This window comes from Pseudomonas putida (genome assembly GCF_028682395.1).
Classification (GTDB): Bacteria; Pseudomonadota; Gammaproteobacteria; order Pseudomonadales; family Pseudomonadaceae; genus Aquipseudomonas; species Aquipseudomonas putida_AB.
The window spans coordinates 673,535-699,011 of sequence record NZ_JANHLC010000001.1 but is presented as its reverse complement, the minus strand read 5'-3'; the positions used below and the strand labels follow the sequence as shown (position 1 = coordinate 699,011).

The window sequence follows — 25,477 nt, the reverse complement described above, 5'->3', positions numbered from 1 at the left end:
GACTTACCTCGTTGCGCCGCGAATGACCAGGGAGCGCTCGATGCGGCCCATGACAAAGGTCACCAACAGGGAAATGACCACGTAAATCAGCGTGGCGGCGGTAAAGGCCTCGAAGGTATTGAAGGAGTACTCGCTGACGTTGCGTGCCTGGGCCGTCAGTTCCATCAGGCCGATGGTCAGGGCCACGGAGGAGTTCTTCAGGGTGTTCAGCGCTTCGGAGGTCAATGGCGGGAAGACCACGCGAATCGCCTGGGGCAGCAGGACATGGAAGTAGGTCTGGGCCGGGCGCATGCCCAGGGCCTGGGCTGCGCCTTTCTGGCCGCCGGCGACCGACTCGATGCCAGCCTTGAACAGTTCGGACAACTTGGCTGAGGTGAACAGAGTCAGGGCTACCACGGCGCTGAAGAACGACGGGTAAGGCAGGTCCTGTTTCAGGTAGTCGCCCAGGGCCACGGGCAGTAATTCCGGTATGACGAAGAAGCAGATAAACATTTGCACCAGCAGCGGGATATTGCGAAACACCTCGGTATAGAGGTTGCACAGCCACACCAGGGGCTTGATATCGGTGGTACGCAGGGTGCCGACCAGACCGCCAATCAGGAAGGCCAGCAGGAAGGCGACCAGGGTCGTCGCCAGGGTCCAGCTGGTGCCGCTGATCAGCCAGTAGAGGTATGAGGAGGATTCCCCTGGAGCGGACTCCCAGAACACTCCCCAATTCCAGTTGTAATCCATCAAAACACCCACTTTTTTAAGGCTACAGAGCGGGCCGGGCCCGCTCCGGGATGGTTCGGGAGGCGATCAGACGCCGGTGTCGTTCGGGTGGGCGATGGCTTCTTTGAGCGCTTCGCTCATCGGCAGGTTGATCACGGTATTTTTCGGCGGGATCGGTTGCTCGAACCATTGTTGGTACTGGGGTGTGATTTCGCCGCTGCTGTACAGCGTGCGCAGTACGTCGTCGGCAAAGGTCTTGAACTGCGGGTCGTTCTTGCGCACGCCGATGGCGTAGGGCTCGGCCGACATCGGTTCGGACAGCAGGGTGTAGTCATCCGGGCGCCGGCTCTGGGCGATGGTCGCCATCAGTTGCACGTCATCGTTGATATAGGCCACGGCGCGCCCGGTTTCGAGCATCAGAAAGGCTTCGCCACCGTCCTTGGCATTGAGGATCTTCAGGCCAAGGTTCTTGTCGCGATTGAGGTTCTTGGTGATCCACTCACCGCTGCCGCCGGTGATCACGACCACGGCCTTGCCCTTGAGGTCGTCGGTGCTGGCGATGCCTGCGGTCTTTTTCACCGCGTACTTGGCGCTGGCCACATAGCTGGTGAGCAGGAAGTTAATCTGCTTTTGCCGTTCGACGGTGTTGGTGGTGACGCCGCACTCCAGGTCGATGGTGCCGTTGATCAGCAGCGGCGTACGGGTTGCGGCGACGACCGAGACGAACTCGGTCTTGAGTGTGGGCTCGTCGAGTTTGACTTTGATGCGCTCGACGATCTTCTTGCACAGGTCGATGCTGTAGCCGATGGGCTGCTGGGCATCGCTCAGGTAGGAAAAGGGCAGGGACGCATCGCGATAGCCGATGGCGACGGTGCCGGTTTCCTTGATTTTTTTCAGGGTGCCGGTGAGTTCTTCAGCGTGTACGGCGCCAGTGCTCAGGCAGCCGGCGACGAGGAGGGCAAGCAGCTTTTTTGTGTGATCGAGCATCATTATCTCCGATATTTTTTATGGCAGCTTTTGCACAACTTAAGAAAGGCGGCGCGGTGATCAGCGCAATGCGCTGATCGCCTCGCCAATACGAGCCACGGCTTTTGTTATTTGGGCTCGGGACGTCGCGAACGACAGCCGGAAATATCCCGGCAAGCCGAATGCCACGCCGGGTACCACGGCAACGCCTGCGTTATTGAGCAGATAGGCGGACAGTTGCACATCATCGGCCAGGACCTGGCCATCGGGTGTGCGGCGTCCCAGTAGTTCGGCACAGTGGGGGAAGGCATAGAACGCCCCGGCCGGTGCGGCCAGGCGCAGCCCGGGCACTTGGCTCAGGCCATCGACGAGCAGCCGTCCGCGTTCGCTGTATTCGGCGGCGCAATGGCTGACGAAATCCTGTGGGCCATCCAGTGCTTCGCATGAAGCGGCCTGGGAAATGGCGCTGGCACCGGAGGTGTTCTGCGACTGGATCTTGCTGATTGCGGCAATCAATTGCTTGGGGCCTGCGGCGTAGCCGATCCGCCAGCCGGTCATGGCATAGGCCTTGGCGACACCATTGATCAGCAGGGTGCGCTCACGCAGGTGCGGGCAGGCCGTGGCGAAGGAGACGAACGGCTGATCTGCGAGCAAGACGTGCTCATAGATCTCGTCGGACATCACCAGGATGTTCGGATGTTTATCCAGTACCTGACCCAGGGCCTGCAGCTCGCTGGCGCTGTAGATGGCCCCGCTGGGATTGGAGGGCGAGTTGAGCACCAGCCAGCGGGTCTTGTCGGTGATGGCCGCTTCGAACGCTTCGGCGCTCAGTTTGAAACCGGCTTCCAGGCCACAGGGAATGACCCGCGCGGTGCCGCCGTTGAGCGTGACAATATCCGAGTAGGAGACCCAGTACGGGGCGGGAATGATGACTTCATCGCCTTCTTCCAGGGTGGCCATGAAGGTATTGAAGATGACTTGCTTGGCCCCGTTGCCGACGGTGATTTCATCGACGCTGTAATGCAGGTCATTCTCGCGCTGGAATTTGCGCACGATGGCCTGGCGCAGGGCCAGAGTGCCCTGTGGCGGTGTATAACGGGTGTGACCTTCGCGCATGGCTTTGTAGGCGGCTTCGATGATGTGCGCGGGGGTATCGAAATCCGGCTCGCCCAGGCTCATGTCGACGATATCGCGGCCCTGGCTGGCCAGGTCCTTGGCCAGCATGGAGATGACCATGCTCGGAGAGGAAGAGATTCGTTGTACGCGTTTGCTCTCAAAACTCATGGAAAAGGCCCGTCTTCTGTGGACTGTCCCGCGGCAAGGGCGAGATGTCTATGTTGTTGTACGATGTACTATGACATGAGAAAAAGCGCTTCTGCAATCTGTAGATTAGGCATCGGGTAAAAAAATCTTCATAGGTATCTTGATTGATTTCACTGGTTGGTGGCGGTTTTAAAGGGGGGTAGGTCGAAGTGGGTGATTTTTTTAGTTGTCTGATGTCTTCCTGATTGGTCGCTGGTTGTTCGGGTGATTTTTGGTCGACAACGGCTCGTGGTAACCTCTGCGCTGTTTTTTACTTGTGTAGGTCAGTCAACGGTTCGCTTTGATGTCGCGAAACCTGCGTCCAGCACCCTTTATGCTGGGTCCGGCCTTATGGATGAGCTCTTGTGACTACTTCTATTCCACCTCTTGTCGTCGACCTTGATGGCACTCTGTTGCGATCCGATTTGCTGCTGGAAACGGGAGTTGCTTTTGTGCGCAGCCATCCCCTGCGTTTGTTCAAGACGCTCGCGTGGCTAAAAAATGGCAAAGCCGCTTTAAAGGAAGGGCTGGCCCATGAGACAAATATCGATGTCAGTGTCCTGCCCTACGACTCAGATGTTATTGAGTTGATCGAGGCCCAGCGGCTTACCGGGCGTACGGTGGTATTGGCAACTGCGAGCCATCACTTACTGGCGCAACGTGTCGCCGAACACCTCAGGCTCTTTGATCTGGTGCTGGCCACCGAAGGGCAGAACAACCTTTCAGCCCAACGTAAAAGGGATCTGCTGGTCGAGCGTTATGGCGAGGGAGGCTATGACTATGCTGGCAACTCAAAGGACGACATCTGCGTCTGGCAGTCGTCGCGCAAGGCCTATGTCGTCAATCCCGAAGCCGGCGTCGAGCGACGTGCCAGAGCCCAGGGCAATGTCGAGCAGGTGATGGACTCCAATCGACCTGGTCTCAAGGATTGGTTGAAAGCCCTGCGCCTGCATCAGTGGATGAAAAACCTGTTGATTTTCGTGCCACTGCTCGCGGCTCATCAACTGACTAACTTCGGGCTGCTTTGGCAGGGTATTTTGGCTTTTCTGCTGTTCGGGCTTTGTGCTTCCAGTGTCTACCTGCTGAATGATCTACTGGACTTGGACGATGACCGACATCATGCGAGCAAGCGTTTTCGTCCTTTCGCTTCGGGGCGGCTCTCGATCAGGTCGGGCTTGATCGCCTTTCCGTTGCTCTTGATGGTTGCGTTTGTCGGAGCGGCAACACTGTTGCCCTGGCAGTTTGCTGTAGTACTGGTGGGCTACTATCTGTTGACGCTGGCTTATTCGCTATCGTTGAAAAGACAAATGGCGGTCGACGTTATCGCATTGTCGATGCTGTATACCGTGAGGATCATCGCTGGGGCGGCGGCATTCGGTCTGGAACTGACCTTCTGGATGCTGGCTTTCTCCATGTTCATCTTTCTCAGTCTTGCACTGGTCAAACGTTATGCCGAGCTCAATGAGGCCAGGAACAAAGGCAAGGAAGAGAAAACCCGGGGGCGCGGTTACTACCCATCCGATCTTGAAATGATTTCGTCGCTAGGGGCGTCGTCCGGCTATCTGGCGGTCATGGTCCTGGCCCTGTATATCCACGACCAGGGCACTACGAGTCTGTACGCACACCCGCAACTGATTTGGTTGGCTTGCCCTTTGTTACTCTTCTGGATTACGCGTGTCTGGATGCTGACCCATCGTGGTCAGATGCACGATGACCCTGTGGTGTTTGCCATCCGGGATCGGGTGAGCCAAGTGGTTGGTATTCTGTTTGGCTTGGTTTTCTGGGCGGCGCTATGAGTTCGCCCCTCTATTCGTGGGGACGTTATCCCAATACGCCGCAAACCGGGCATTCCTGTCACTGGCGTAGCGAAGTGCCCAAGCTTATGGACTCCATAGTGGGAGGCCACGGCAGTACCCTGCCTTTCGGCAACGGGCGCAGCTACGGTGATAGTTGCATGGCGCAAAGTGACCACGTGCTGGATATGCACACACTGGATCGATTTATCCGTGTCGACTGGCAGCAGGGGGTATTGGTGGCCGAGGCGGGTGTCACGCTGGCCGAAATATTGGCGATATCCATACCGCAAGGCTGGTTTCTGGCGGTCACTCCAGGGACTCAGTTCGCGACTTTGGGCGGCGCGATTGCCAATGATGTCCATGGCAAGAATCATCATCGGCGGGGGACCTTCGGTAACCATGTTCGCCAATTTGGTTTGCAACGTGCCGGTCAGCAAGCGCTGATTTGCTCGCCTGTCGAGAACTCCGAACTCTATGCCGCGACTATCGGTGGCTTGGGGCTTACAGGCGTCATTTGCTGGGCCGAGATTCAGTTGATTCCGATCAGCACCAGCCAAATCGATGGCACCAGTGTGCGATTTGATTGCCTGAGCGAGTTCTTCGAACTGTCGGCGCAATTGGATCAACTCCACGAATACAGTGTGGCCTGGATTGATTGTCTGGCCAAAGGCAGTCAGACGGGGCGTGGGGTATTTTTTGTAGGGGATCACGCGCGCTACGGATCCTTGGCGCAGGAGCCGCGTATGAAGCTCCGTGTGCCGTTGACCCCGCCCATTTCATTGATCAACAACTTATCGCTACGCGTTTTCAATGAAGTGTATTGGCGAAAGCAGCCTGTTCAGCCCCGGGTCAACCGTATAAGTTACGAGCCCTTCTTTTATCCCTTGGATCGCATTCTTCATTGGAATCGTATCTATGGGCGCAAGGGGTTCCAGCAGTATCAATGCGTTATTCCTGAAGGTGTGGCGCAGGAGGCGATAGATGAGCTGCTTCGCACTATTGCCACGTCCGGGCAAGGCTCTTTTCTGGCTGTGCTCAAGCGCTGTGGGGATATTGCCTCTCCAGGCCTACTGTCGTTCCCGCTGGCAGGTACTTCTTTAGCGCTGGATTTCCCTCAGGCGTCCGATTTGGCATCCCTGTTTCTTAAGTTGAATGAAATTGTGCGAGCAGCAGGCGGCCGACTTTACCCTGCCAAGGATGCTCATATGAGCGCTAGCGATTTTCGTCAGGGCTACCCTGCATGGGAGCGATTAGAAGCTTTGCGCGACCCGACCCTAATGTCCCGCTTTTGGAAACGAGTTACAGCATGAAAAAAGTCTTGATTATCGGTGCAACCTCTTCGATTGCAACGGAGTGTGCTCGTCTTTGGGCGGCTGAGGGCGCGGAGTATTTTCTTGTCGCGCGAAGTCATGAAAAGCTGGAACTGTCCGCCGCCGATCTGCGTGCACGGGGTGCAAAAAACGTGACGTTGTACGCAATGGATGCGACGCAGTTTGTTGCTCATCCATTGATGCTCACTGCTTGCCTGGAAGCATTGGGGCAAATTGATGTTGCCCTTGTGGCTCATGGCACTTTGCCGGATCAGAAAGCCTGCGAGCAAGATGTCAGCAATATGTTGGAAGAGTTCACCACCAATGGGCTTAGCGTCATTGCGCTGCTGACCCTATTGGCTAATCAGTTTGAAACCCAGCGTTGCGGCAAGTTGGCGGTCATTTCGTCGGTAGCTGGAGATCGTGGTCGGCCCTCAAACTATGTGTACGGTGCGGCAAAAGCTACCGTCTCGACTTTTTGCGAGGGCCTGCGAGCTCGATTGTTCAAGGTGGGTGTTCAGGTGCTGACGATCAAGCCGGGCTTCGTCGATACGCCTATGACTCAAGGCCTTTCACTGCCTGCGGCACTGTTAGCACAGCCTGAAGATGTTGCGAAGAAAATTGTTCGAGCGGTTGAGCGTAATGTCGATACTTTGTACGTGCCGGGTTTTTGGAAGTTGATAATGATGGTGATAAAAAGCATTCCAAGTGCTGTGTTTAAAAGGCTAAACCTGTAACGAGTCGTTTTTGCTTCTGTATAGACCATTTTCTATTTTTATTGGTGAGTTTGATTTATGTATTCTTCTTTGGGACAGGGTGTGCAGTCTCTAGGATGTCTGCGGCGTGATAAGTATGTGATCATTCTGGTTTCATTGGTGTTTGTTGTGGTTCAGGCCGCCCTGGCATTGTCTCCACCGGTCAACCTGGAGTTTGCATTTGTCGGTGCGGCCGAATATTTTGGGCGCCCTAATGAATTGTTGATTGATCAGTATTTTTCCTATCAGGCCAATACGCTCGGAATGTCCTACTTGGCGCATTGTGTATCGATATTGCTTCCAAGCGTCGACATGTTGTTTTTGATGCGGATGATCAGTGTTTTAGGTATTCCGCTTTTGCTTGTTGGGGTGTATAGGGTCAACCGCTATATAGGCATACATTCTTTCTTGGCTATTGTTGCATTGATTGTGTTAAATCCTCTGGTTTGGGCCTTTTCTGGGCGAGCCACAGCAGATTTTATGCCCGCAGCACTAGGGTTTTTTGCTATTTCCATGGCGCTGGGAAAGGAGCGAGTAATTTCAAGGTCTCTACTGGCTGGTGCGTTCCTCGGTCTTGCTGCTGTTCTTAAGTATCACGTTTTATGTTTGTTGCCTTTGCTGGCGGGGTTGTTGGTTTATAAGGAAAGTTTTAGTCTCGCTTTTAAGAAGTTATTGATTGCTACGCTTGTGTCGTTGCTGATTTTATCGTTCTATTTGTTCAAGGTTCATGAGGTATTTGGGTTTTGGTTGGCTCCAGAAAAATATAAAGCAGTTCACAATATAAAATTATCCAATGTGCTTAATAATTTTGTCTTGTATTTTGGGTTTTTGGTGATGTTGGCGGCACCGGCATTACTGCTTTCTCGTGCTTTATGGCGTGAAATGATGGGGCAATGGAAACTGCTAGTGGTGCTGCTATCGGGAATGGCGGTTTTGGGTTGGCTGTTTTTTCATGAGACCGGTGAGTTGAATCTGGGGCCTCTGGATACTTATGTGAGTGAAAAATTCAGAGTGGTAGGGTTCTCCCTATTGTTCGTGCTTGGCTGGGTGCTTGTTTTCTTTAAAGGTCGTGAGAGTGAGCGGGTCGCCCGGGTGCGTGTGATTGTCGGTTTGAGCATGCTGTTTGTTATTTTAGCGCTTTCCATCTCTCGTCCTGCACAACGCTATTTGCTCTTTGTCCTGCCTTTCTTCGTGATGATCCTGCCTCGCGATATCTTGAAAGAGAGATGGGTGCTGAGTTCGACGTTGATCTTGTTCGTCTTGGCCAATGCATTTATTGAAATTAATAAATGGTCGGCTGGTACGGCGTCAGTGGAGATGCTTGAAGTGATCGAAGCGAAAGGGCTTGTCCAGGAAACCAATCCGGGGGCTATTGGGCCCAGTGTCGGTAATGCATTCTTCGAGTATTCGTCACACGATAAGTCCTACTTGGTCGTTCCAGGGGCTGCCGTTAATGCTATTGCAGTTACCCATGCTGGGCCGCGCTTTTTGGGTAGAACGTTCTCGCTCATCAAAATTAAAAATTAATAGAAGTGGTTAGGTATGAAAATTATTTTGGCGGGTGGCGCAGGATTAGTAGGGCAGAATCTTGTAGTCCGCCTGAGAGAAAAAGGCTTTACTGACCTGATCGTTCTAGACAAGCATCGCGAAAATATTGAAGTGCTCAAGCGCACGCAGCCAACGATCTGCGTTGAGTATGCCGACCTGGCGGAGCCCGGTGATTGGCAACAGCGCTTTGTGGGCGCAGATGCCGTCGTCATGCTTCAGGCTCAGATTGGCGGAAATGATTACCAGGAATTTGTCCGTAATAACCTCGATTCAACACGCCATATTCTGGACTCGATAAAGGCGAATAACATACCGCGCCTCGTCCATATCAGTTCCTCTGTCGTAGAATCGGTTGCCGAAGATTTTTATACGACGACGAAAAAAGATCAGGAAAAAATGGTATTGGAAAGCGGCATCGCCTGCCCGATTTTGCGACCAACCCTGATGTTCGGCTGGTTCGACAGAAAACACCTCGGTTGGCTGTCACGGTTTATGAAAAAAGTTCCGGTTTTTCCCATTCCAGGTGATGGGCGATATATGCGGCAGCCGTTGTATGTCGGGGATTTCTGCAATGTCATCATTCGCTGTATCGAAGGGCGAGTCGATACAGGGATTTTTAATATCTCGGGCCATGAAAAAGTAGATTACATCGATATTATTCGTGATATCAAACGTGTGACGGGTGCCCGTGCACTGGTGTTGTGCATACCCTATAAGCTGTTTTACGGGCTGATCTGGCTCTGGGCTTTGTTCGACAAGAATCCACCTTTTACGACTCAGCAGCTTGCGGCCTTGAGTGCCAAGGATGAATTTGAAGTCATTGATTGGCCCGGGATTTTTGATGTGCCTTACACCCCTTTTTCGCAGGCGATTGAAGAAACTTTCACTCACCCGACGTACAGCAAAGTCATTCTGGAGTTTTGAACATGGGGCAGCGGATTGCAGTGCTGGGAGCCGGTCCCATGGGCTTGGCGGTGGCCTATCAATTGACACGCGACGGGCACTTTCCGGTGCTCTTCGAAGCCGATGATCGTGTGGGTGGCATGACGGCATCGTTCGATTTTTCCGGGCTGAGTATCGAGCGTTACTATCATTTTCACTGTATTTCCGATCATGCGTTTCTTGGTGTCCTGGGCGAGCTGGGGTTAGCCGATCAGATGCGTTGGGTAGAAACCAAGATGGGTTACTGGTACCAGGGGCAATTGCAGCCCTGGGGCAATCCTGTGGCGCTTTTGAAGTTTCGGGGCCTTAGCCTGCTTAGCAAGATCCGTTATGGCCTGCATGCTTTTCTGTGCACCAAGCGAAATGACTGGAAGCCCCTGGATAATGTTGATGCGGCTACCTGGATCCGTCGTTGGGTAGGGCCGCAGGCGTGGGAAGTGCTTTGGCGACGCTTGTTCGACTATAAGTTTTATGAATACAGCAATAACCTGTCCGCGGCCTGGATCTGGAGCCGAATCCGGCGGATTGGTCGTTCTCGCTACAGTCTCTTCAAAGAGAAACTCGGCTACCTGGAAGGGGGCTCTGACACGCTGCTGAAGGCGATGAAGGCCGATATCGAGGCCCATGGTGGCGAGGTTCGCCTGGGTACCCCGGTCAGCCGCGTCGTTATCGCTGGTGGGCAGGTCAAGGGGATAGAGGTCGCGGGGCAGCTTGAAACCTTCGACAAGGTGATCAGCACCATTCCGCTGCCCTATGTCCCGCGTTTGATGCCGGATCTTCCAGCACCCGTACTGGCTCGTTTCGAATCCGTCAAAAATATTGCCGTCGTTTGCGTCATCGCCAAGCTGCGCAAGCGGGTGACCGAGAATTTCTGGCTCAATACCAATGATCCCGAGATGGATATCCCGGGATTGGTTGAATACAGCAATCTACGCCCGCTGGATCAGCACATTGTCTACGTGCCGTTTTATGTTCCTGGTGAACACCCGCTGTTTGCAGAGCCTGATCAGGCGTTTCTGGACAAGGTCAGAACTTATCTGAAGAAGATCAACCCTGACCTGGGCGATGAGGATTTCATCGAGCTGCGTGCCAGTCGCTATCGCTATGCTCAGCCAATTTGCGAGCCCGGATACCTGGATCGCCTTCCGCCTGTAGCGTTGCCTGTTCAAGGTCTTTGGGTTGCGGACACGTCCTACTATTACCCCGAAGATCGAGGCATTTCCGAGAGTATAGGTTTTGGTCGGGAAATGGCTAAGGCGGCAGTCCGTTGATCAAGCAATTCATGTCCAGACAATTTCTGGTGTTCTTGTTGACGGGCGGAACGGCAGCAGCGGTTAACTTTGGTTCGAGGATTATCTATAGCAACTGGATGGATTTTTCCACGGCCGTCATCCTGGCTTACCTGACGGGTATGTTCACCGCATTTGTCCTGGCGCGAATCTTCGTATTTAAAGACAGCCAGCAATCGCTTCATCATTCGATGATGTTCTTTGTTCTGGTCAATGCCGTGGCGGTCTTGCAAACCTGGGCTATCAGCATGGGCTTGCTCTACTACGTTTTGCCCATGTTGGGTGTGACCTTGTTTGCGCCGGAAATCGCCCATGCCGTGGGCGTGGCCGTGCCGGTTTTTACCAGCTATATCGGGCACAAGCGTTGGTCGTTTCGCTGACGCCGAGTGGATCAAGGAAGATCCCTTCAGTCGTGGCGCGAAATCATGCGTATCTGCTTCTAGGCTATTGAGATTGGGTCGCTGCGTAGTGTTCCACGAGCGCAGTCATCCGAGGCGAAAATAGCCTGATAGCGAATGCTTGGAAGGGATTCAAAGTTTTTGGGAAGAGTCGCGAAGTGGAGCGGGTGGCGGGAATCGAACCCGCGTAATCAGCTTGGGAAGCTGGAGTAATACCATTATACGACACCCGCTCAGAGCGGTTGACTTTGTACCAGAAGCGCCGCCGAATTTGAAGTTTTTCTTTGTTTTATCTGCGTTTTTTCACTCTTTCTCAAACGTCTTCGTCGCCATTCTCATCCGCACTGGGGTGTTGAGCCTCTGCGTGAACGCGGCTGGCGACGAAGAATCGATTTACAGGGCCATTGCATGATGGTCCTGGAGGTGGCGGTAGTAGCGGGTCCGGCCCTCGTTCTGAGCAGCCTGCAGAAAGCCCAGGAGGCTGTTGCGGCTGTCGCGGCAGGCGGACTTGTGCTCCATGTCGAGGAAGTGCCCGGTGCTTTGCAGCGTGCTGAACTGGCTGTTTTTCACGTGCTCGGCAAAACGCCGGGCATCGTTGGCCGAGGTGTACTCGTCCCACTCGCCATTCAGGAAGAGCACGGGCACGGCGACTTCCTTCGCGGCTTTGAGATAGCACAGGCGGTCGCTATTGAGGACCTGGCTGATATGAAAGTGCATCTGCGCATACTCATGGACTTCCAGGGTGCTGACGTGACGGTAGTTGAAGCGCTTGAACAGGGAGGGCAGATGTTTGCCGATGGTGTTGTTGACCAAATGCCCGACCCGGTCCCGGTCACAGTTGCCCAGGTAGTCGACACCTCGTTCCAGATAGTCACGCATCGGTTCATTGATGACTGGCGAAAACGAGCTGATCACCGCTTTTTCGATCCGCCGCGGGCGCTGAGCCAGGGCCAGTAGCGTGGCGGCACCGCCCCAGGAAAACGACAGCACGTGCTCGGCGGCAAAGTGCTCGATCAACTCGAGCAGGATCTGCCCTTCGGTTTCCTTGGTCAGCATCCGGCGATGTTGATTGTGGGGCTTGGACTTGCCCGCATAGGGCTGGTCGTAGCACACCACGTTGAAGGTCGGGTGCAGGTTCTTGACGGTCTGGGCAAACGACGCGGTGGTGGCCATTGAGCCGTTGACCAGAATGATGGTCTTTTCTGCGGCGTCTGCGCGATAGAACTCCGTGTAAACCCGATACTGACCTTGTATATCCAGCACAGCGATTTCTGGCCTCATAGTCGTAGGACTCCTGGCAAGCGGGTATGCGCGCAACTGAGTGTGCACGGGCTTTGTGACAGGTAGGCATACGCCTGGAAGTAGAGGGGCCCATGTCGATCCAATGGCAACCGGTCGACGGGTGTTGTTATAGGCGGGCAGTCTGTCGGTGGGGTGGCTTCTGGGAAGCTCTGCCGACAAAAAGTTGCTTGGAGTGCTGTTGTGACTTGCCAGTCATATTTCGGCTGGCGATTTGATTCAAGCAGGCCGATTACGAATCCGCAAGCATCGATTTGTCATAAGCCGCTCACTTTTCCGTGTCGGTCGCGTACCTAGATACAGGCGATTTCCTGCGCGCTGAGTGGCCGGTACTCGCCAGGGGCAAGGTTGCTGTCCAGTTGCAGTGGGCCGATGCTTTCGCGGTGCAAGTGCAGGACCTTGTTGTTGAAGTGCCCGAACATGCGTTTTACCTGGTGATAGCGGCCTTCGACGATGCTCAGTCGCGCACTGTGGGAACCGAGCAGTTGCAGTTCGGCTGGACGCGTGGTCAGGTCTTCGAAAGCAAAGTACAGGCCAGCAGCGAACGTGAGGGCGTACTCGGGGCCGATGGGCTGCTCGGTTTCGACATAGTAGACCTTGGGCAGCTTGGTCTCGGGTTGTGTAAGGCGCCTGGACCACTGACCGTCGTTGGTCAGGAGCATAAGGCCGGTGGTGTTGAAATCCAGCCGCCCGGCGATGTGCAACGCCTCGGGCTGAGGCTCGTCGAGCAGGTCCAGGACGGTTGGATGCTGGGGATCGCGGGTGGCACTGACGCAACCCTGGGGCTTGTGCAGCATAAAGTAGCGTGCCGCCTTGCCGGCCTGGAGCAGTTGGCCGTCGGCCTCGACTCGGCTGAATTCGCGAATGGCATGGTGCGGGTCGCGGATCGGTAGGTCGTCTACCCGGACACGGCCTTCGGCCAGTAGTCGGCGGACTTGCTGGCGATTGAAGCAGGCCAGGTTGCTCAGGAAACGGTCAAGGCGCATAGGGACGGATCAAAGGACCTGGGTCGGCGTACTGGGTTTCTGGGCAGCGGCGAGCTGGTCGAGCACCTGGGCGCAGCGCGGGCACAGGCAAGACCGATCGCGCTCATGTACAGGCAGTGCCTGGAGCACGGCGGGGTCAATACTGACGTCGTAGCACCAGCACGGCTGCGTGGCCCGGCGCGGATCGGCCAGGCTGCAATCGTTGGACGCGCCACAGGCCGGGCAAAGTTTGGCGTCACTCATAATCGGATTTTGGCATTTCGCTACAGACGCGGTTGCGTCCGCTTTGTTTGGCGCGGTACAGCGCATGGTCGGCACGGGCCAGCAGGCTGTGCAGGGTGTCGTCAGCCAGCAGGGCGGTCAGACCGATGCTGACGGTGACCTGCAGGGGCTTGCCATTGTACGCGTAACGCTGCGCCTCGACGTGCAGGCGGGTCTTTTCCGCGATCATCTGCGCCCGCGCACTATCCGTGTCCTTGAGCAGCACGATGAATTCCTCTCCGCCCCAGCGGCAGATAATGTCGGCCTGGCGCAGGCTGGCCTGCAGATCCCGGGCGAAACCGGCCAGCACCACGTCACCGGCCAGATGGCCGTGTTCGTCATTGAGCTGCTTGAAGTGGTCCAGGTCCAGCAACAGCGCCGCCAGGGGCTTGGTCTCACGCTGGGCCTCGTTCAGCGCCTGGGCGGCCAGCAGGTCGAAACCGCGACGGTTGGGCAAGCCGGTCAGGCTGTCGAGGGTCGCGAGGGTTTCGATCCGGCTGCGGAAACGGCGCACCACACCGTTGAGCAGGACCAGCACGATTGCGGTCACGACCAGGCAGATCAGCAGGTTGAGGTACAGCGAGCGGCGGATTTCATTCAATGCACCGTCTTCGCGCTTGTCGACGAACAGGTACCAGTTCAATTCAGGGATAAATCGCACGTTGAGAAAGTGGCCCTGACCCTCCTGGCCGTAGTACTCGTAGCTACCGCTATGGGGTTTTGGCAGCTTGGCCAGCAGGTCTTTCATACTGCTCAGTTCGCTGAGCGACTGGCCGGGGCGGGCGCCTTGCGGTCCACCTTCAGCGCCCGTCAGGACAATACGACCGAAGGTGTCGACGAAGTACACACTGCGCTGGTAGCGCTGCTGGTACCGGTCGATCAGTTTGATCACGGCATCCACGGTCAGGCCAACACCCGCCGCGCCGATAAAGTTGTCCTGGTAGTCGAAGACCTTGTAGTTGATGAAAAAGGTCAGGCTGTCCTGGTTGGCCATGTCCAGGTCGACATTGATCTCGTAGGTATCCTTCATATCGCGTACACGGAAGTACCAGGTATCACGCGGCTCGTCGACCTTGATTTTCTTGAGCACGCCCTTGGCTTGGTAATAGGTCAGGCTGCTGTTGGAGACAAAAAATGCGGTATAGGCGCCGTAATGGGTCATGACCTCGTTGAGGTAGCGGGTCATTTGCACGGGGTCGCGCTCCCCGGCAACCACCCAGTCGCGCATAAAGGTGTCACGGGCCATCATCGAGGAAATCAGGATGGGCCTGACCAGGTCTTTCTGGATTTCCGAGTAGACCGTATCCGAGGTCAGCGGCAATTCGGTGTTGACGATATTGTCGCGAATCGACGCTCTGGAGGCGTAGTAACTGAGAAGGGATGTGGCGAGAAAGCCGCCGCCGAGCAATAAAACCAACGTCACGATCAGCGAACGTTGCGAGGAAAGCTTAGAGCTAAGCGGCATGGCGGTTCCGTCGACGGGATTTTGATGCAAGCATTCTAGTGGCCCGGCCGGAAAATAACCGCTCATTTGCAATGGCTACTGAAGAAATAGCCACGCGTTGCAAGCTGTCGGAAAGCTGAACGAGCCGGGCACTTGTAGGACATTTCCTGGTCGTATCTGTGTCAGTCGGCATCAGTCGATTGCCGCCGACCAGCGTCGCTGGTTGTGCTCTCTCGCGGTCGAGGAGGCCGCCATGTATCGTCGAATCCTGCTTGCTGCTCTGCTTGGCCTGACGCTTAACGGTTGCGTGCCTTACTCGGGAGGCTCCGGATACTACGGCTCTGAGGTGTATTCGACGCCGACACCGATCTACTACGGAGAGGGCTATGGGCCTTCGCCGCGGTATCGGCCGAACTACTACGTAGCGCCGCCGCCTCGTTACTACTCGCCACCGCGCTACTACCAGGCGCCGCGTTACTCGGCACCCCCACCGCATTCGGCCTATCGGCCTTATCCGGATCGTGGCCATCAGCAAGGGCGTCCGGGATACTCCGGCCAGGGTTACCGGCCTGGGCAGGGGAGCGCTCCCGGGCCGCGACCTGATCGCGGTTGGGGCCATGGCAATAGCAATAGCAGCGCCAACAACGGCCAGGGGCACCGACCGGGCCAGGGGGCCGGCCCAGAACGTGGATGGAATCGCGGCAATGGTGGCGGCAACAATCAGGGCCAAGGCCGTGATCCGCGAGGGGGATGGAACCGATAAGAGCCAGGAAAGTCGCTGCCCATGGCAGCGGCTTTTTTGTCGGCCGGCCGGCTCCCTACTGCGGATAGTCACTCAGGTCAGCCAGAGGATGGCGTCCCTCCCAGGCCTTGTGAAAGTGCGCCTCGATCACGGCCTGGGGAATGCTGGCGATATCCTGCCAATGCCAGTGCGGATGCTGGTCCTTGTCGATCAACCGGGCTCGAACGCCTTCACTGAACTCTGGGTGACGGCAGCAATTGAGGCTTATGGTGTATTCCATCTGGAGCACCTGGGCCAGGGATAGGTGTCGCGCCCGTACGATCTGTTCCCAGACCAGCCGTGCCGTCAGCGGGCAACCCTCGCGCAGGTTCTTTGCCGCACGTTCCAGCAGCGGGTCATCTGGTGCCTGCAACTGACTGATGGCCCGCCAGGCAGAGGTCGCATCGCTGACATCCAGCAGGCGGTCGATGTATTCGCGGCGTGGCAGCCACTGGGCTTCGGGCAACGAGTCGGCCGCTTCCTGCTGCAGGGCACTGAGCAGGCTGTTGAGTTGCAGGGCGGTCTGTTCCTGCCAATTGAGTTGCAGCAGGCCATCGATCAATGCCGGCTGTTGATCGTCGCGCAGAAACCGGTCGGCCAGATCCAGGTCCAGCGCATCGCGGCCGTTGAGCTGAGCGCCGGTCAGGCCGAGAAACAGGCCCAGCTTGCCGGGCAGGCGGGAAAGAAACCAACTGGCACCGACATCCGGGTAGAGCCCGATACTGATTTCCGGCATGGCCAGGCGGCTGCTCGGCGTCACGACGCGAATCCCGGCGCCCTGCAGCAGCCCCATGCCGCCGCCCAATACATAACCATGGCCCCAGGCGATCAGCGGCTTTGGGTAGGTATGCAGACGGTAGTCGAGACGGTACTCGGCCGCGAAGAACCGGGCCGCCAGAGGTGGTACCACGCCCGGTTGCGCCAGGCAGGCCTGTGCCAGGCTGCGGACTTCGCCACCGGCGCAGAAGGCTTTGGGCCCCTTGCCGCACAACAGGACGCACACCACCTGCGGGTTCTGTGCCCAGGCCTCGAGGCGTTCGGCCAGTGCCTCGATCATGGGCAGGGACAGGGCGTTGAGCGATGGCTCGGCCGTCAGGCTGGCGATACCGATAAGAGCGCCATCAACGCCACTGAGCTCTTCGAAATGCACGTTCATCCTGACCTCGGTTCGGGAGTTTAGAAGGTGAGTATGATCGCCCTGTGGGAAAATGCCGGATATGCGGCGGATCAATTGACAAGTTCGGCAGGCTTTCCTAGTGTCCGCCCCATTGTGAATTTCGGACTGGATCATGACTGCCGACGACCGTATCAAACTTGAAGAAAGTTGGAAGCTCGCCCTGCGCGAAGAGTTCGAACAACCCTATATGGCCGAGCTGCGCGAGTTCCTGCGCCAGGAATACGCGGCCGGCAAGGAGATCTATCCGCCGGGGCCGCTGATCTTCAATGCCTTGAACTCGACTCCGCTGGACAAGGTCAAGGTGGTGATCCTCGGCCAGGACCCTTATCACGGTCCAGGCCAGGCCCACGGCCTGTGCTTCTCGGTGCAGCCGGGCGTACCGGCGCCGCCGTCACTGGTCAATATCTATAAAGAGCTCAAGCGTGATCTCAACATCGATATCCCCAATCATGGCTATCTGCAAAGCTGGGCCGACCAGGGGGTCCTGCTGCTTAACACCACCATGACCGTAGAACGTGCCAATGCCGCTTCCCACGCGGGCAAGGGCTGGCAGTTCTTTACCGATCGGATTATCGAAATCGTCAGTGAGCAGCAGTCGAACCTGGTGTTCCTGCTGTGGGGCGCCCATGCCCAGAGCAAGCAGAAACTGATCGATGCCACCAAGCACCTGGTGCTGACCTCGGTGCATCCATCGCCTTTGTCGGCCTATCGGGGCTTTCTCGGTTGCGGACACTTCAGCCGGGCCAATAAGTTTCTCGAGCAAAATGGCCAGGCGCCAATCCAGTGGGCGCTGCCACCGCTTGCCTGATGATCCGGTTGCCCGCGGCTTTTCAGGTCGCGAGCAACCGGGGGCGGGGGCTACTTTGCCCAGTGACGGAACAACGGCTCGGCCAGAAACAGCACGAACAACAAGCGCATCACCTGCATGGCGGTGACCAGTGGCACCGAAAGTTGCAGGGTTTCAGCGGTCAGGCTCATTTCCGCGATACCGCCTGGCATCATGCCCAGGGTCAGCGAGCGCAGGTCCAGGCCCGTGGCGGCACTCAACGCCACCGCGCAAAGCCCGGCAATCAGCATCGTCAGCCCGCTACCGAGCAGCGTGCGCCCCATGAATGAAGGCGCGCGACGGAAGAACTCGCGATTGAAGTGACACCCCAGGCCGCTGCCGATCAGCCATTGACCGATCTGGCTGCCGCCGTCCGGCAGGCCGATATGCAGGTCCCCGACGATACTGATCGTGGCACTGATCAGGAGCGGGCCGAATAGCCAGGGATTGGGCTGGCGCAAGCGCTGCCAGAGCCAGGCCAGCAGGGCCCCGGCGGGAAATAGCAAGGCCAGCCAGCGCCAATCGACAGCCGTCGGATGCAGGGGCGCAACCCCTTCGCCGAGCAGGTATTTGAAGGCCGCCGGTACACACAGCACAACGACCAATACCCGCAGGCTTTGCCCCGCCGCGACCCGGCTGAGCACCGCGCCATTGCGCGCGCCAAGATTGACCATCTCCCCCGAGCCGCCCGGCATGCTGGAGAAAAAGGCCGTGGCGCGATCCTCGCCAGTGCGCCGCAGGAGCCAGACGCCCATCACGCTCGACACGCTGGTAATCAACGCGCCGAAAAAAATCAGGCCGAAGTGGGTCATCACCTGTTCCATCACCACCGGGCTGAAATGCAGCCCGATACCGATACCAATGACCCACTGTCCGCACTTGCGCCCACCGGGGATTTCCATCAGTTGCCAGGGCGTCAGGCAGCGCACCAGGATGATCGCCAACAACGAGCCGACCATCCAGGGCAACGGCCAGCCGACCTGGCTGGCGAGGTAGCCGCCGGCCAGGCCGACCAATGGCGTGGCCCACCACTGTTTCAGAGCGGGCTCATGCATTGGCCGGAATACGGCGCTGGGCACTGCGTTTGCGCCAGATGCGCAGCAACGGCACCAGCAGCATGATTGCCGTCAGCACCCAGACGCCAAACGTGATCGGGCTGGACCAGAGAATCTCCAGAGCGCCATTGGAGATCGACAGCGCGCGGCGCAGGTTCTGCTCCATCAGGCCGCCGAGGATAAAACCCAGCAGCACCGGTGACAGTGGGAAGTCGAGTTTGCGCAGGATATAGCCGAAGATGCCGATGCCGACCATCAGGAACAGGTCGAAGGTGGTCGCGTGCACGGCATAGACGCCGATGGCGGTGATGATGGCAATCACCGGCACCAGTGCCCAGTTCGGCACGGCCAGGATGCGCGTGAAGAGGCGGATCATCGGGATATTGAGGATCACCAGCATGATGTTGGCGATAAACAGCGAGGCGATCAGGCCCCAGACAATATCCGGCTGTTGCTGGAATAGCAGGGGACCGGGGGTGATGTTGTACAGCGACAATGCGCCGATCATGACCGCCGTGGTGCCCGAGCCGGGCACGCCCAGGGTCAGCATCGGCACCAAGGCGCCACAGGCCGAGGCGCCGATTGCGGTTTCCGGTGCAGCCAGGCCGCGCTTGTCGCCCTGGCCGAAAGTGCCGCTGGTGCCAGCCAGGCGTTTCTCGGTCATGTACGCCACGGCACTCGCCAGTGTCGCGCCGGCGCCTGGCAGTACCCCCATGATGAATCCGAGCAGGCCGCAGCGGATATTGACCACAAAGACCGACGCCGCTTCCTTGAAGTTGAACATCATCCGTCCGGTGGCCTTTACCGCCTCCTGGCCACGGTGGGTTTTCTCCAGCAGTAGCAGGATTTCGCTGATGGAGAACAGCCCGAGTACCAGGACGACAAACTGAATGCCGTCGGTCAGGTGGATATTGTCCCCGGTAAAACGGTACACGCCGCTGTTGGCATCGATCCCGACACAGGACAGAAACAGCCCGATCAGGGCGGCGATAAAGGTCTTCAGCGGCCGCTCGCCAGCCATGCCGCCGAGGCAGACAATGGCAAAGACCATCAGCACGAAGTATTCCGCCGGGCCGAAGGCAATCGCCCATTTGGCCAGCAGCGGGGCGAACAGCACCATGCCGCACGTGGCAATAAAGGCGCCGATAAACGAGCTCCAGGCGGACAGCGACAGGGCCACGCCCGCCATGCCCTGGCGGGCCATAGGGTAGCCGTCGAGCGTGGTCATCACCGTCGAGGCTTCGCCGGGGATATTGAGCAGGATCGAGCTGATCCGTCCGCCGTACTCGCAGCCCAGGTAGACCGCCGCGAGCAGAATCAACGCTGATTCCGGCGGCAGGCCGAGGGCAAAGGCGATGGGAATCAGCAGGGCCACGCCATTGATCGGGCCCAGGCCCGGCAGCAGGCCCACGACGGTGCCGATCAGGGTGCCGCACAGCGCGGTCACCAGGTTGTACGGGCTCAGCGCAACGCCGAAGCCCTGGCCCAAATAGCCAAGCGTATCCATATCAGTTCTCCAGGATGTCGAGCAGACCGAGGGGCAGGGGGACGTCCATCAATTTGTCGAACAGCAGGTACAGGCTGATGCTCATCAGCGTGATGATCAGCGCGCCGGGTAGCCAGCGACCGCCATACAGACGCGCCATTGGAATGCCGACCAGCATGCTGGCGAGAATGAAGCCCAGGGATTCAAAGGTGCCGGCGAAGACCAGCAGCAGCGCCACGCAAAGGCCGATCTTGATCAGCGTCGCACGATCCAGGGGGGGCTCTTCGTCGCTGTGCTGGATGGGCGTCGGGCGCAGTATCAGGTACATCAGCCCCAGGCCCATCAGCCCCAGCATCAGCAGTGGATAAGCCCGTGGCCCGACCGGTTCGTAGGAAAAAGCCGCTTGATAAGGCCAGGCCATCAGCGCCAGGCTCAGGCTGACGAGCAGCAGCGCCGCCGCGAAAATGCGTTGTAAAAGCATGCAGAACTCCCGGGCCGAGCGCGCCTTGTGCAGGCGCGCGACCCTTAGTCATCGAGCGGGACTGTTACTGGATCAGGCCGAATTCCTTGGCCAGGGTCTTGTAGTTGGCGACCTGCTTCTTCACGTAGGTGTCCAGCTCGGGGCCGGTCAGGGCGAAGGGAAACAGCTCGCGTTGGTCGCGCAGGGTGGCGAACTCGGACGAGACCAGCAGCTTGTCGAAGGCGTCTTTCCACCAGGCGTAGTCTGCTTCGCTGACCTTTGGCCCCAGGTAGAAGCCACGCACCACGGGCCAGACAATGTCGTAGCCCTGTTCCTTGGCGGTGGGGATGTCTTTCATTTCCGGCTCGTCCAGGCGCTGTTCGGAAAACACCGCCAGCAGGCGCATGTCGCCACTCTGGATATGGGGCATGGAGTCGGAGATATCGGTACTGCCGATCTGGATATGGCCGCCGAGCAGCGCGGTGGCGATTTCGCCACCGCCTTCGAGGGCGACGTAGCGCAGGTCGCGCGGGTTGATCCCGGCAGCCTTGGCGATGAGGGCGGTCTGCATCCAGTCCTGGCTGCCGACGGTGCCGCCGGAACCGATCACCACTTTGCTCGGGTCTTTCTTCAGGGCCTGCACCAGGTCATCCAGGGTCTTGTAGGGCGAGTCGCTTTTCACTGCGATGGCCCCGTAGCTGGTGCCGACCGCAGCCAGCCAGCGCACGGCATTTTCATCGAATCGGCCAAACTTGCCCTGGGCCAGATTGAGCAGCGAGCCACTGGACCAGGCCACCAGTGTGCCGGCGTCTGCCGGACGTTGGGCGACCACGGCGTTGTAGGCTACCGCGCCAACGCCGCCGGGCATGTACGTGACGCGCATCGGCTTGCTGAGCAGCTTTTCATTGACCAGTGCGCTTTGCACCAGCTTGCAGGTCAGGTCGAAACCGCCGCCGGGTGAGGCCGGGGCAATGCACTCCGGGCGCTTGGGCTCGGCGGCCAGGGTGTGTCCGGCCAGCAACAGACAGCCGGCGGCCAGGGCGAAGCGACGCAGATTCAGATTCATAGTGGTCTCCACAGATGTTGTTGTTATTGAGTGGTCGGTTACCAGAGCGCCACGCTGTAGCTCACCAGCAAGCGCATTTCATCGGCATCGCGTGCCGAGTAATTGGAGCGGTAGGTGGCGTTGCGCAGGCGTACGGCCACGTCCTTGAAGGTGCCACTCTGAACCACGTACTTGATCTCGCTGTTGCGTTCCCATTCCTTGCCGCTGTCGCCGTTTTTCAGGCGGATATGATCGCCGCTGATATAGCGACTCATAAAGCTCAGGCCGGGAATCCCCAGTTTGCCGAAGTCATAGTCATAGCGTGCTTGCCAGGACCGCTCCTGAGCTTCGGCAAAGTCGTTGATCTGAACAAAGTTGACCAGGTACGGATCGCTACCCTCTACGTAGGGAAAGGCGTTGTCGCCAGTCATCTGTTGGTAGCCGGCGCTGAGTTTATGGCCACTAAGGGCATAGCTGAACAGGCCATTGAGGGCGGTGTTGTCAATCTTGCCGGCGTGTGCCGCACCCTGTTCATCGCTGATGGACAGGCGCAGGTCGCTGACCAGCGTGCCGGGGCCAAGCGGGCGGGTGGCGAGCAGGCCGATAAAGTGTTGCTTGTAGACATTGTCCAGTTGGGCATAGTGATAGCTGGCGCTGATCTTGTCGCTGAACTGGTAGTCCAGCCCGGCGAAGTCGAAGTGCTTGCCGGTGGCCTTGTCGACAAACCGTTTGTTCTTGTTGTTGAGGGCGATGTCTTCGTAGTTGCTATCGTCGCGGTCCTTGGCCTTGTTCAGCCGCCCGCCGGTAAAGGTCAGGTTCTGGATTTCCCGCGAGGTCAACAGGCCGCCTTCGAACGTTTGCGGCAGGATTCGTCCATCATTGGGCTTGAGGATTGGCAGTTCGGGCATCAGGCTGCCGATCTTGAGTTCGGTGGCGGAGAGCTTCACCTTGCCGGTCAGGCCAAGCTTGGCGTATTCATCGGCCGCGCGGCCATTGTCGTGGGTGGGTAGCAGGCCGGTTCCGGTGCGGTCGGGGCTGGAGTCAAGCTTGACCCCGAGCATTCCCAGGGCGTCGATGCCAAAGCCGACGGTCCCGTCGGTGTAGCCCGATTCCAGGTTGAGCATAAAGCCCTGGGCCCATTCGTCGCGCTTGGATTGCTGGTCGCTGGTGCCTGAACGAAAGTCGCGGTTGAAGTACATGTTGCGGGTTTCAACGGTCGCGCTGCTGTCCTCGACAAACGCGGCCTGGCTCAGTGGCGAGAGGCCGGCAAGCGCAGTGGCACTGATGATCAGGGACGGGGAAAGGCGGGTGGCGCGGGCAGGCGGGCAGGCCTGGGGCTGCATGGACAGCATCGTGGAGTCACTCCGTTATTGTTCTTATTGGCGAAAACGCTTCGAGGCGTTTTTCGGGGTAATCGGCGGCAGTCGAAACTGTCCGTGGCGGGACTTTAAAGGGCCAACCTTTCGCTAACCTTTCAGCGCGCCTTGCGTCTTTTTTCACGTGTTTCAGGCTTCACAAGCGCAATGGCAGCGGTACACTCCGCGGCCAAACCGGGTGCCGGTCACCCCCGAGCGAGGTACAAAACCATGCGCGTACTGCTGGTCGAAGATCACCTGCAGCTGGCTGAAAGCGTTGCCCTGGCGCTCAAGAGCGCCGGGCTGACGGTGGACGTTCTGCACGACGGCGTCGCGGCCGACCTGGCCTTGAGCAGCGAGGAATATGCAGTGGCCATCCTGGATGTTGGCCTGCCCCGCCTGGACGGCTTCGAGGTGCTGGCCCGCCTGCGCGGACGTGGCAAGAATGTGCCGGTCTTGATGCTAACGGCGCGCAGTGATGTCCGGGATCGGGTCCACGGGCTCAATCTGGGCGCCGATGACTACCTGGCCAAACCCTTCGAGCTGAGCGAACTCGAGGCGCGGGTCAAGGCGCTGCTGCGGCGCAGCGTGCTGGGCGGTGAGCGCCAGCAGCGCTGCGGCGTGCTCAGCTACGACCTGGATACCCGCCGTTTTACCCTGGGCGATGAGCTGCTGGCCCTGACCTCTCGCGAGCAGGCCGTGCTCGAAGCATTGATCGCCCGGCCAGGGCGAGTGATGAGCAAAGAGCAATTGGCAGCACAGGTTTTTGGCCTGGATGAAGAGGCCAGCCCGGATGCGATCGAGATCTACATCCATCGGCTGCGCAAGAAACTCGACGGCCATTTAGTGGCCATTGTCACCTTTCGCGGCCTTGGCTATCTGCTGGAAAGCCGCGATGCATAAGCCCAGCAGCCTGCGCTGGCGGTTGCTGTGGAACCTGGCGTTGCTGCTGGTGGTGCTGATGCTGGCCAGCGGTTTGAGCGCTTACTGGAACGGTCGCGAAGCCGCCGACACCGCCTATGACCGTACCCTGCTGGCCTCGGCACGAACCATTGCCGCCGGGCTCTCGCAGCGCGATGGAGGGTTGAGTGCCGATGTGCCCTACGTGGCACTCGATACCTTCGCCTATGACAGCGCCGGGCGGATCTACTACCAGGTCAACGATATCCACCAGCGTTTGATCTCTGGCTATGAAAACCTCCCCGGCCCGCCCCCTGGTACGCCGCGCACCGACGATTACCCGGCCCTGGCGCGGTTCTACAACGCCCAGTACCTGGGGCAGAACGTGCGCGTGGTCAGCCTGCTCAAGGCGGTCAGTGAGCCGAATATGAACGGCATGGCGGAGATCCGCGTGGCCGAGACCGACGAAGCGCGGGTCAGCATGGCCCGCAGCCTGATGGCCGATACGTTGTTGCGTCTGGGGATGCTGGCGATTGGCGCGTTGTTGCTGGTGTGGTTTGCGGTCAGTGCCGCCTTGCGGCCGCTCGAGCGCTTGCGTACGGCGGTGGAGGAGCGTCAGCCCGATGACCTGCGGCCTTTGCCCCTGGTGGAGGTGCAGCACGAGCTGGGGCCGCTGGTCCGGGCGCTGAATCACTTTACCGAGCGGTTGCGCGTGCAGTTCGAGCGCCAGGCGCAATTTATTGCCGATGCCGCCCACGAGCTGCGTACCCCGTTGGCGGCCCTCAAGGCGCGGCTTGAACTGGGGCTGCGCGCCTCGGACGCACAGGTCTGGCACGACACCCTGAACAGCGCGACCCAGGAAACGGATCGCCTGACCCATCTGGCCAACCAACTGCTATCGCTGGCGCGGGTCGAGAACGGGGCGCGAGCGATTGCCGAAGGCGGTGCGCAGCGTCTCGATCTGAGCCAACTGGCCCGCGAGTTGGGGATGGCGATGGCGCCATTGGCCCATGCCCGCGGCGTCGCGCTGGCGCTGGAAGCCGAGCAGCCGGTGTGGCTGCGTGGCGAGCCGACCCTGCTCAACGAACTGCTGAGCAATCTGGTGGATAACGCCCTTGCTCATACGCCCGCAGGCGGTAATGTGATTTTGCGAGTCAGTGCGCCGGCGGTCCTGGAGGTCGAGGATGATGGCCCGGGAATTCCGCCCGAAGAGCGCGAGCGGGTGTTCGAGCGCTTCTATCGGCGCCATCAGCAAGGCGCAGGTTCAGGGCTGGGGTTGGCAATTGTCGGGGAGATCTGTCGTGCTCATCTGGCGCACATCAGCCTGCACGACGGCGAAAAGAGGGGGTTGAAGGTGCGGGTGAGTTTTATCGCCGGCTGAGGCG

General features: G+C 58.4%; 23 protein-coding genes and 1 tRNA gene. 10 read left to right on the top strand and 14 right to left on the bottom strand.

Going from position 1 to position 25,477, the window contains the following annotated elements; translation table 11 throughout:
- Window positions 1-3 precede the first annotated feature (3 nt).
- The 3 genes from NPS46_RS03315 to NPS46_RS03305 all read right to left on the bottom strand — a co-directional run bounded on the left by NPS46_RS03315 (window position 4) and on the right by NPS46_RS03305 (window position 2,961).
- Entirely contained in the window at window positions 4-732 is a 729-nt protein-coding gene (locus NPS46_RS03315) for an amino acid ABC transporter permease (protein ID WP_274104960.1), read from the bottom strand.
- Window positions 733-798: 66 nt separating this feature from the next.
- The gene (locus tag NPS46_RS03310) at window positions 799-1,698 is read right to left on the bottom strand and encodes a transporter substrate-binding domain-containing protein (RefSeq protein ID WP_274104959.1); all 900 of its coding nucleotides are present in this window, start codon (window positions 1,696-1,698) and stop codon (window positions 799-801) included.
- A gap of 60 nt (window positions 1,699-1,758) precedes the next feature.
- A complete protein-coding gene (locus NPS46_RS03305) occupies window positions 1,759-2,961 on the bottom strand; it encodes a pyridoxal phosphate-dependent aminotransferase (protein ID WP_274104958.1) in 1,203 nt (400 codons plus the stop codon).
- Between the two features lie 383 nt (window positions 2,962-3,344).
- Between NPS46_RS03305 and NPS46_RS03300 the strand changes: the two genes are divergently transcribed.
- The 7 genes from NPS46_RS03300 (at window position 3,345) to NPS46_RS03270 (ending at window position 10,999) form a co-directional block, all read left to right on the top strand.
- On the top strand, window positions 3,345-4,775 hold the full coding sequence (locus tag NPS46_RS03300; protein ID WP_274104957.1) for a UbiA family prenyltransferase: 1,431 nt from the start codon (window positions 3,345-3,347) through the stop codon (window positions 4,773-4,775).
- Window positions 4,772-6,085: an FAD-binding oxidoreductase gene (locus NPS46_RS03295; protein WP_274104956.1), complete on the top strand. Its 1,314-nt coding sequence runs from the start codon at window positions 4,772-4,774 to the stop codon at window positions 6,083-6,085. The genes NPS46_RS03300 and NPS46_RS03295 overlap by 4 nt, the downstream gene beginning before the upstream one ends.
- Window positions 6,082-6,822, top strand: a complete 741-nt coding sequence (locus NPS46_RS03290; RefSeq protein WP_274104955.1) for an SDR family oxidoreductase — start codon at window positions 6,082-6,084, stop codon at window positions 6,820-6,822. Before NPS46_RS03295 ends, NPS46_RS03290 begins: the two co-directional genes overlap by 4 nt.
- Before the next feature lie 117 nt (window positions 6,823-6,939).
- Window positions 6,940-8,367 carry a hypothetical protein gene (locus tag NPS46_RS03285; RefSeq protein WP_274104954.1) on the top strand — a complete coding sequence of 476 codons (1,428 nt, stop codon included), beginning with the start codon at window positions 6,940-6,942 and terminating at the stop codon, window positions 8,365-8,367.
- 15 nt (window positions 8,368-8,382) lie between these two features.
- Complete coding sequence (locus NPS46_RS03280) at window positions 8,383-9,312, top strand: NAD-dependent epimerase/dehydratase family protein (protein WP_274104953.1); 930 nt, start codon at window positions 8,383-8,385, stop codon at window positions 9,310-9,312.
- A gap of 2 nt (window positions 9,313-9,314) precedes the next feature.
- Window positions 9,315-10,601, top strand: a complete 1,287-nt coding sequence (locus tag NPS46_RS03275; RefSeq protein ID WP_274104952.1) for an NAD(P)/FAD-dependent oxidoreductase — start codon at window positions 9,315-9,317, stop codon at window positions 10,599-10,601.
- A complete protein-coding gene (locus tag NPS46_RS03270; RefSeq protein ID WP_274104951.1) occupies window positions 10,598-10,999 on the top strand; it encodes a GtrA family protein in 402 nt (133 codons plus the stop codon). Before NPS46_RS03275 ends, NPS46_RS03270 begins: the two co-directional genes overlap by 4 nt.
- 177 nt (window positions 11,000-11,176) lie before the next feature.
- On the opposite strand, the gene NPS46_RS03265 is transcribed toward NPS46_RS03270, so the two are convergent.
- From NPS46_RS03265 to NPS46_RS03235, 6 genes are all read right to left on the bottom strand, one after another.
- A tRNA-Gly gene (locus NPS46_RS03265) sits at window positions 11,177-11,250 on the bottom strand.
- A gap of 160 nt (window positions 11,251-11,410) precedes the next feature.
- Window positions 11,411-12,298, bottom strand: a complete 888-nt coding sequence (locus NPS46_RS03260) for an alpha/beta fold hydrolase (protein ID WP_274104950.1) — start codon at window positions 12,296-12,298, stop codon at window positions 11,411-11,413.
- A gap of 311 nt (window positions 12,299-12,609) precedes the next feature.
- Complete coding sequence (locus tag NPS46_RS03255) at window positions 12,610-13,302, bottom strand: pseudouridine synthase (protein ID WP_274104949.1); 693 nt, start codon at window positions 13,300-13,302, stop codon at window positions 12,610-12,612.
- Window positions 13,303-13,311: 9 nt separating this feature from the next.
- Window positions 13,312-13,545 carry a cysteine-rich CWC family protein gene (locus tag NPS46_RS03250; protein ID WP_274104948.1) on the bottom strand — a complete coding sequence of 78 codons (234 nt, stop codon included), beginning with the start codon at window positions 13,543-13,545 and terminating at the stop codon, window positions 13,312-13,314.
- Entirely contained in the window at window positions 13,538-15,028 is a 1,491-nt protein-coding gene (locus NPS46_RS03245) for a sensor domain-containing diguanylate cyclase (protein ID WP_274104947.1), read from the bottom strand. The genes NPS46_RS03250 and NPS46_RS03245 overlap by 8 nt, the downstream gene beginning before the upstream one ends.
- Before the next feature lie 797 nt (window positions 15,029-15,825).
- Window positions 15,826-16,944: an enoyl-CoA hydratase/isomerase family protein gene (locus NPS46_RS03235; RefSeq protein WP_274104945.1), complete on the bottom strand. Its 1,119-nt coding sequence runs from the start codon at window positions 16,942-16,944 to the stop codon at window positions 15,826-15,828.
- A gap of 130 nt (window positions 16,945-17,074) precedes the next feature.
- Here NPS46_RS03235 and ung point away from each other — a divergent pair, with 130 nt between their 5' ends.
- Window positions 17,075-17,773, top strand: a complete 699-nt coding sequence (ung, locus tag NPS46_RS03230; protein ID WP_274105384.1) for a uracil-DNA glycosylase — start codon at window positions 17,075-17,077, stop codon at window positions 17,771-17,773.
- A gap of 50 nt (window positions 17,774-17,823) precedes the next feature.
- Here the strand turns inward: ung and NPS46_RS03225 are convergent, their stop codons facing one another.
- The 5 genes from NPS46_RS03225 to NPS46_RS03205 form a co-directional block, all read right to left on the bottom strand.
- Window positions 17,824-18,846: an AbrB family transcriptional regulator gene (locus NPS46_RS03225; protein WP_274104944.1), complete on the bottom strand. Its 1,023-nt coding sequence runs from the start codon at window positions 18,844-18,846 to the stop codon at window positions 17,824-17,826.
- Window positions 18,839-20,353 (bottom strand): tripartite tricarboxylate transporter permease, encoded by a 1,515-nt coding sequence (locus NPS46_RS03220; RefSeq protein ID WP_274104943.1) that lies wholly within the window; start codon window positions 20,351-20,353, stop codon window positions 18,839-18,841. Before NPS46_RS03220 ends, NPS46_RS03225 begins: the two co-directional genes overlap by 8 nt.
- Before the next feature lies 1 nt (window position 20,354).
- Window positions 20,355-20,813, bottom strand: a complete 459-nt coding sequence (locus tag NPS46_RS03215) for a tripartite tricarboxylate transporter TctB family protein (protein ID WP_274104942.1) — start codon at window positions 20,811-20,813, stop codon at window positions 20,355-20,357.
- Window positions 20,814-20,877: 64 nt separating this feature from the next.
- The gene (locus tag NPS46_RS03210; RefSeq protein ID WP_274104941.1) at window positions 20,878-21,858 is read right to left on the bottom strand and encodes a Bug family tripartite tricarboxylate transporter substrate binding protein; all 981 of its coding nucleotides are present in this window, start codon (window positions 21,856-21,858) and stop codon (window positions 20,878-20,880) included.
- 38 nt (window positions 21,859-21,896) lie between these two features.
- The gene (locus tag NPS46_RS03205) at window positions 21,897-23,189 is read right to left on the bottom strand and encodes an OprD family porin (protein ID WP_274104940.1); all 1,293 of its coding nucleotides are present in this window, start codon (window positions 23,187-23,189) and stop codon (window positions 21,897-21,899) included.
- A 234-nt stretch (window positions 23,190-23,423) separates the two neighbouring features.
- Between NPS46_RS03205 and NPS46_RS03200 the strand changes: the two genes are divergently transcribed.
- Together NPS46_RS03200 and NPS46_RS03195 are read left to right on the top strand one after the other, a co-directional pair.
- Entirely contained in the window at window positions 23,424-24,095 is a 672-nt protein-coding gene (locus tag NPS46_RS03200) for a response regulator (RefSeq protein WP_274104939.1), read from the top strand.
- On the top strand, window positions 24,088-25,473 hold the full coding sequence (locus NPS46_RS03195; RefSeq protein ID WP_274104938.1) for a sensor histidine kinase: 1,386 nt from the start codon (window positions 24,088-24,090) through the stop codon (window positions 25,471-25,473). Before NPS46_RS03200 ends, NPS46_RS03195 begins: the two co-directional genes overlap by 8 nt.
- Window positions 25,474-25,477: the final 4 nt, after the last annotated feature.

Coding starts and splice junctions, on each gene's coding strand:
- NPS46_RS03315 (WP_274104960.1), bottom strand. CDS start 732: ATGGATTACAACTGGAATTGGGGAGTGTTCTGGGAGTCCGCTCCAGGG.
- NPS46_RS03310 (WP_274104959.1), bottom strand. CDS start 1,698: ATGCTCGATCACACAAAAAAGCTGCTTGCCCTCCTCGTCGCCGGCTGC.
- NPS46_RS03305 (WP_274104958.1), bottom strand. CDS start 2,961: ATGAGTTTTGAGAGCAAACGCGTACAACGAATCTCTTCCTCTCCGAGC.
- NPS46_RS03295 (WP_274104956.1), top strand. CDS start 4,772: ATGAGTTCGCCCCTCTATTCGTGGGGACGTTATCCCAATACGCCGCAA.
- NPS46_RS03290 (WP_274104955.1), top strand. CDS start 6,082: ATGAAAAAAGTCTTGATTATCGGTGCAACCTCTTCGATTGCAACGGAG.
- NPS46_RS03280 (WP_274104953.1), top strand. CDS start 8,383: ATGAAAATTATTTTGGCGGGTGGCGCAGGATTAGTAGGGCAGAATCTT.
- NPS46_RS03275 (WP_274104952.1), top strand. CDS start 9,315: ATGGGGCAGCGGATTGCAGTGCTGGGAGCCGGTCCCATGGGCTTGGCG.
- NPS46_RS03260 (WP_274104950.1), bottom strand. CDS start 12,298: ATGAGGCCAGAAATCGCTGTGCTGGATATACAAGGTCAGTATCGGGTT.
- NPS46_RS03255 (WP_274104949.1), bottom strand. CDS start 13,302: ATGCGCCTTGACCGTTTCCTGAGCAACCTGGCCTGCTTCAATCGCCAG.
- NPS46_RS03250 (WP_274104948.1), bottom strand. CDS start 13,545: ATGAGTGACGCCAAACTTTGCCCGGCCTGTGGCGCGTCCAACGATTGC.
- NPS46_RS03245 (WP_274104947.1), bottom strand. CDS start 15,028: ATGCCGCTTAGCTCTAAGCTTTCCTCGCAACGTTCGCTGATCGTGACG.
- NPS46_RS03235 (WP_274104945.1), bottom strand. CDS start 16,944: ATGAACGTGCATTTCGAAGAGCTCAGTGGCGTTGATGGCGCTCTTATC.
- NPS46_RS03225 (WP_274104944.1), bottom strand. CDS start 18,846: ATGCATGAGCCCGCTCTGAAACAGTGGTGGGCCACGCCATTGGTCGGC.
- NPS46_RS03220 (WP_274104943.1), bottom strand. CDS start 20,353: ATGGATACGCTTGGCTATTTGGGCCAGGGCTTCGGCGTTGCGCTGAGC.
- NPS46_RS03215 (WP_274104942.1), bottom strand. CDS start 20,813: ATGCTTTTACAACGCATTTTCGCGGCGGCGCTGCTGCTCGTCAGCCTG.
- NPS46_RS03210 (WP_274104941.1), bottom strand. CDS start 21,858: ATGAATCTGAATCTGCGTCGCTTCGCCCTGGCCGCCGGCTGTCTGTTG.
- NPS46_RS03205 (WP_274104940.1), bottom strand. CDS start 23,189: ATGCTGTCCATGCAGCCCCAGGCCTGCCCGCCTGCCCGCGCCACCCGC.
- NPS46_RS03200 (WP_274104939.1), top strand. CDS start 23,424: ATGCGCGTACTGCTGGTCGAAGATCACCTGCAGCTGGCTGAAAGCGTT.
- NPS46_RS03195 (WP_274104938.1), top strand. CDS start 24,088: ATGCATAAGCCCAGCAGCCTGCGCTGGCGGTTGCTGTGGAACCTGGCG.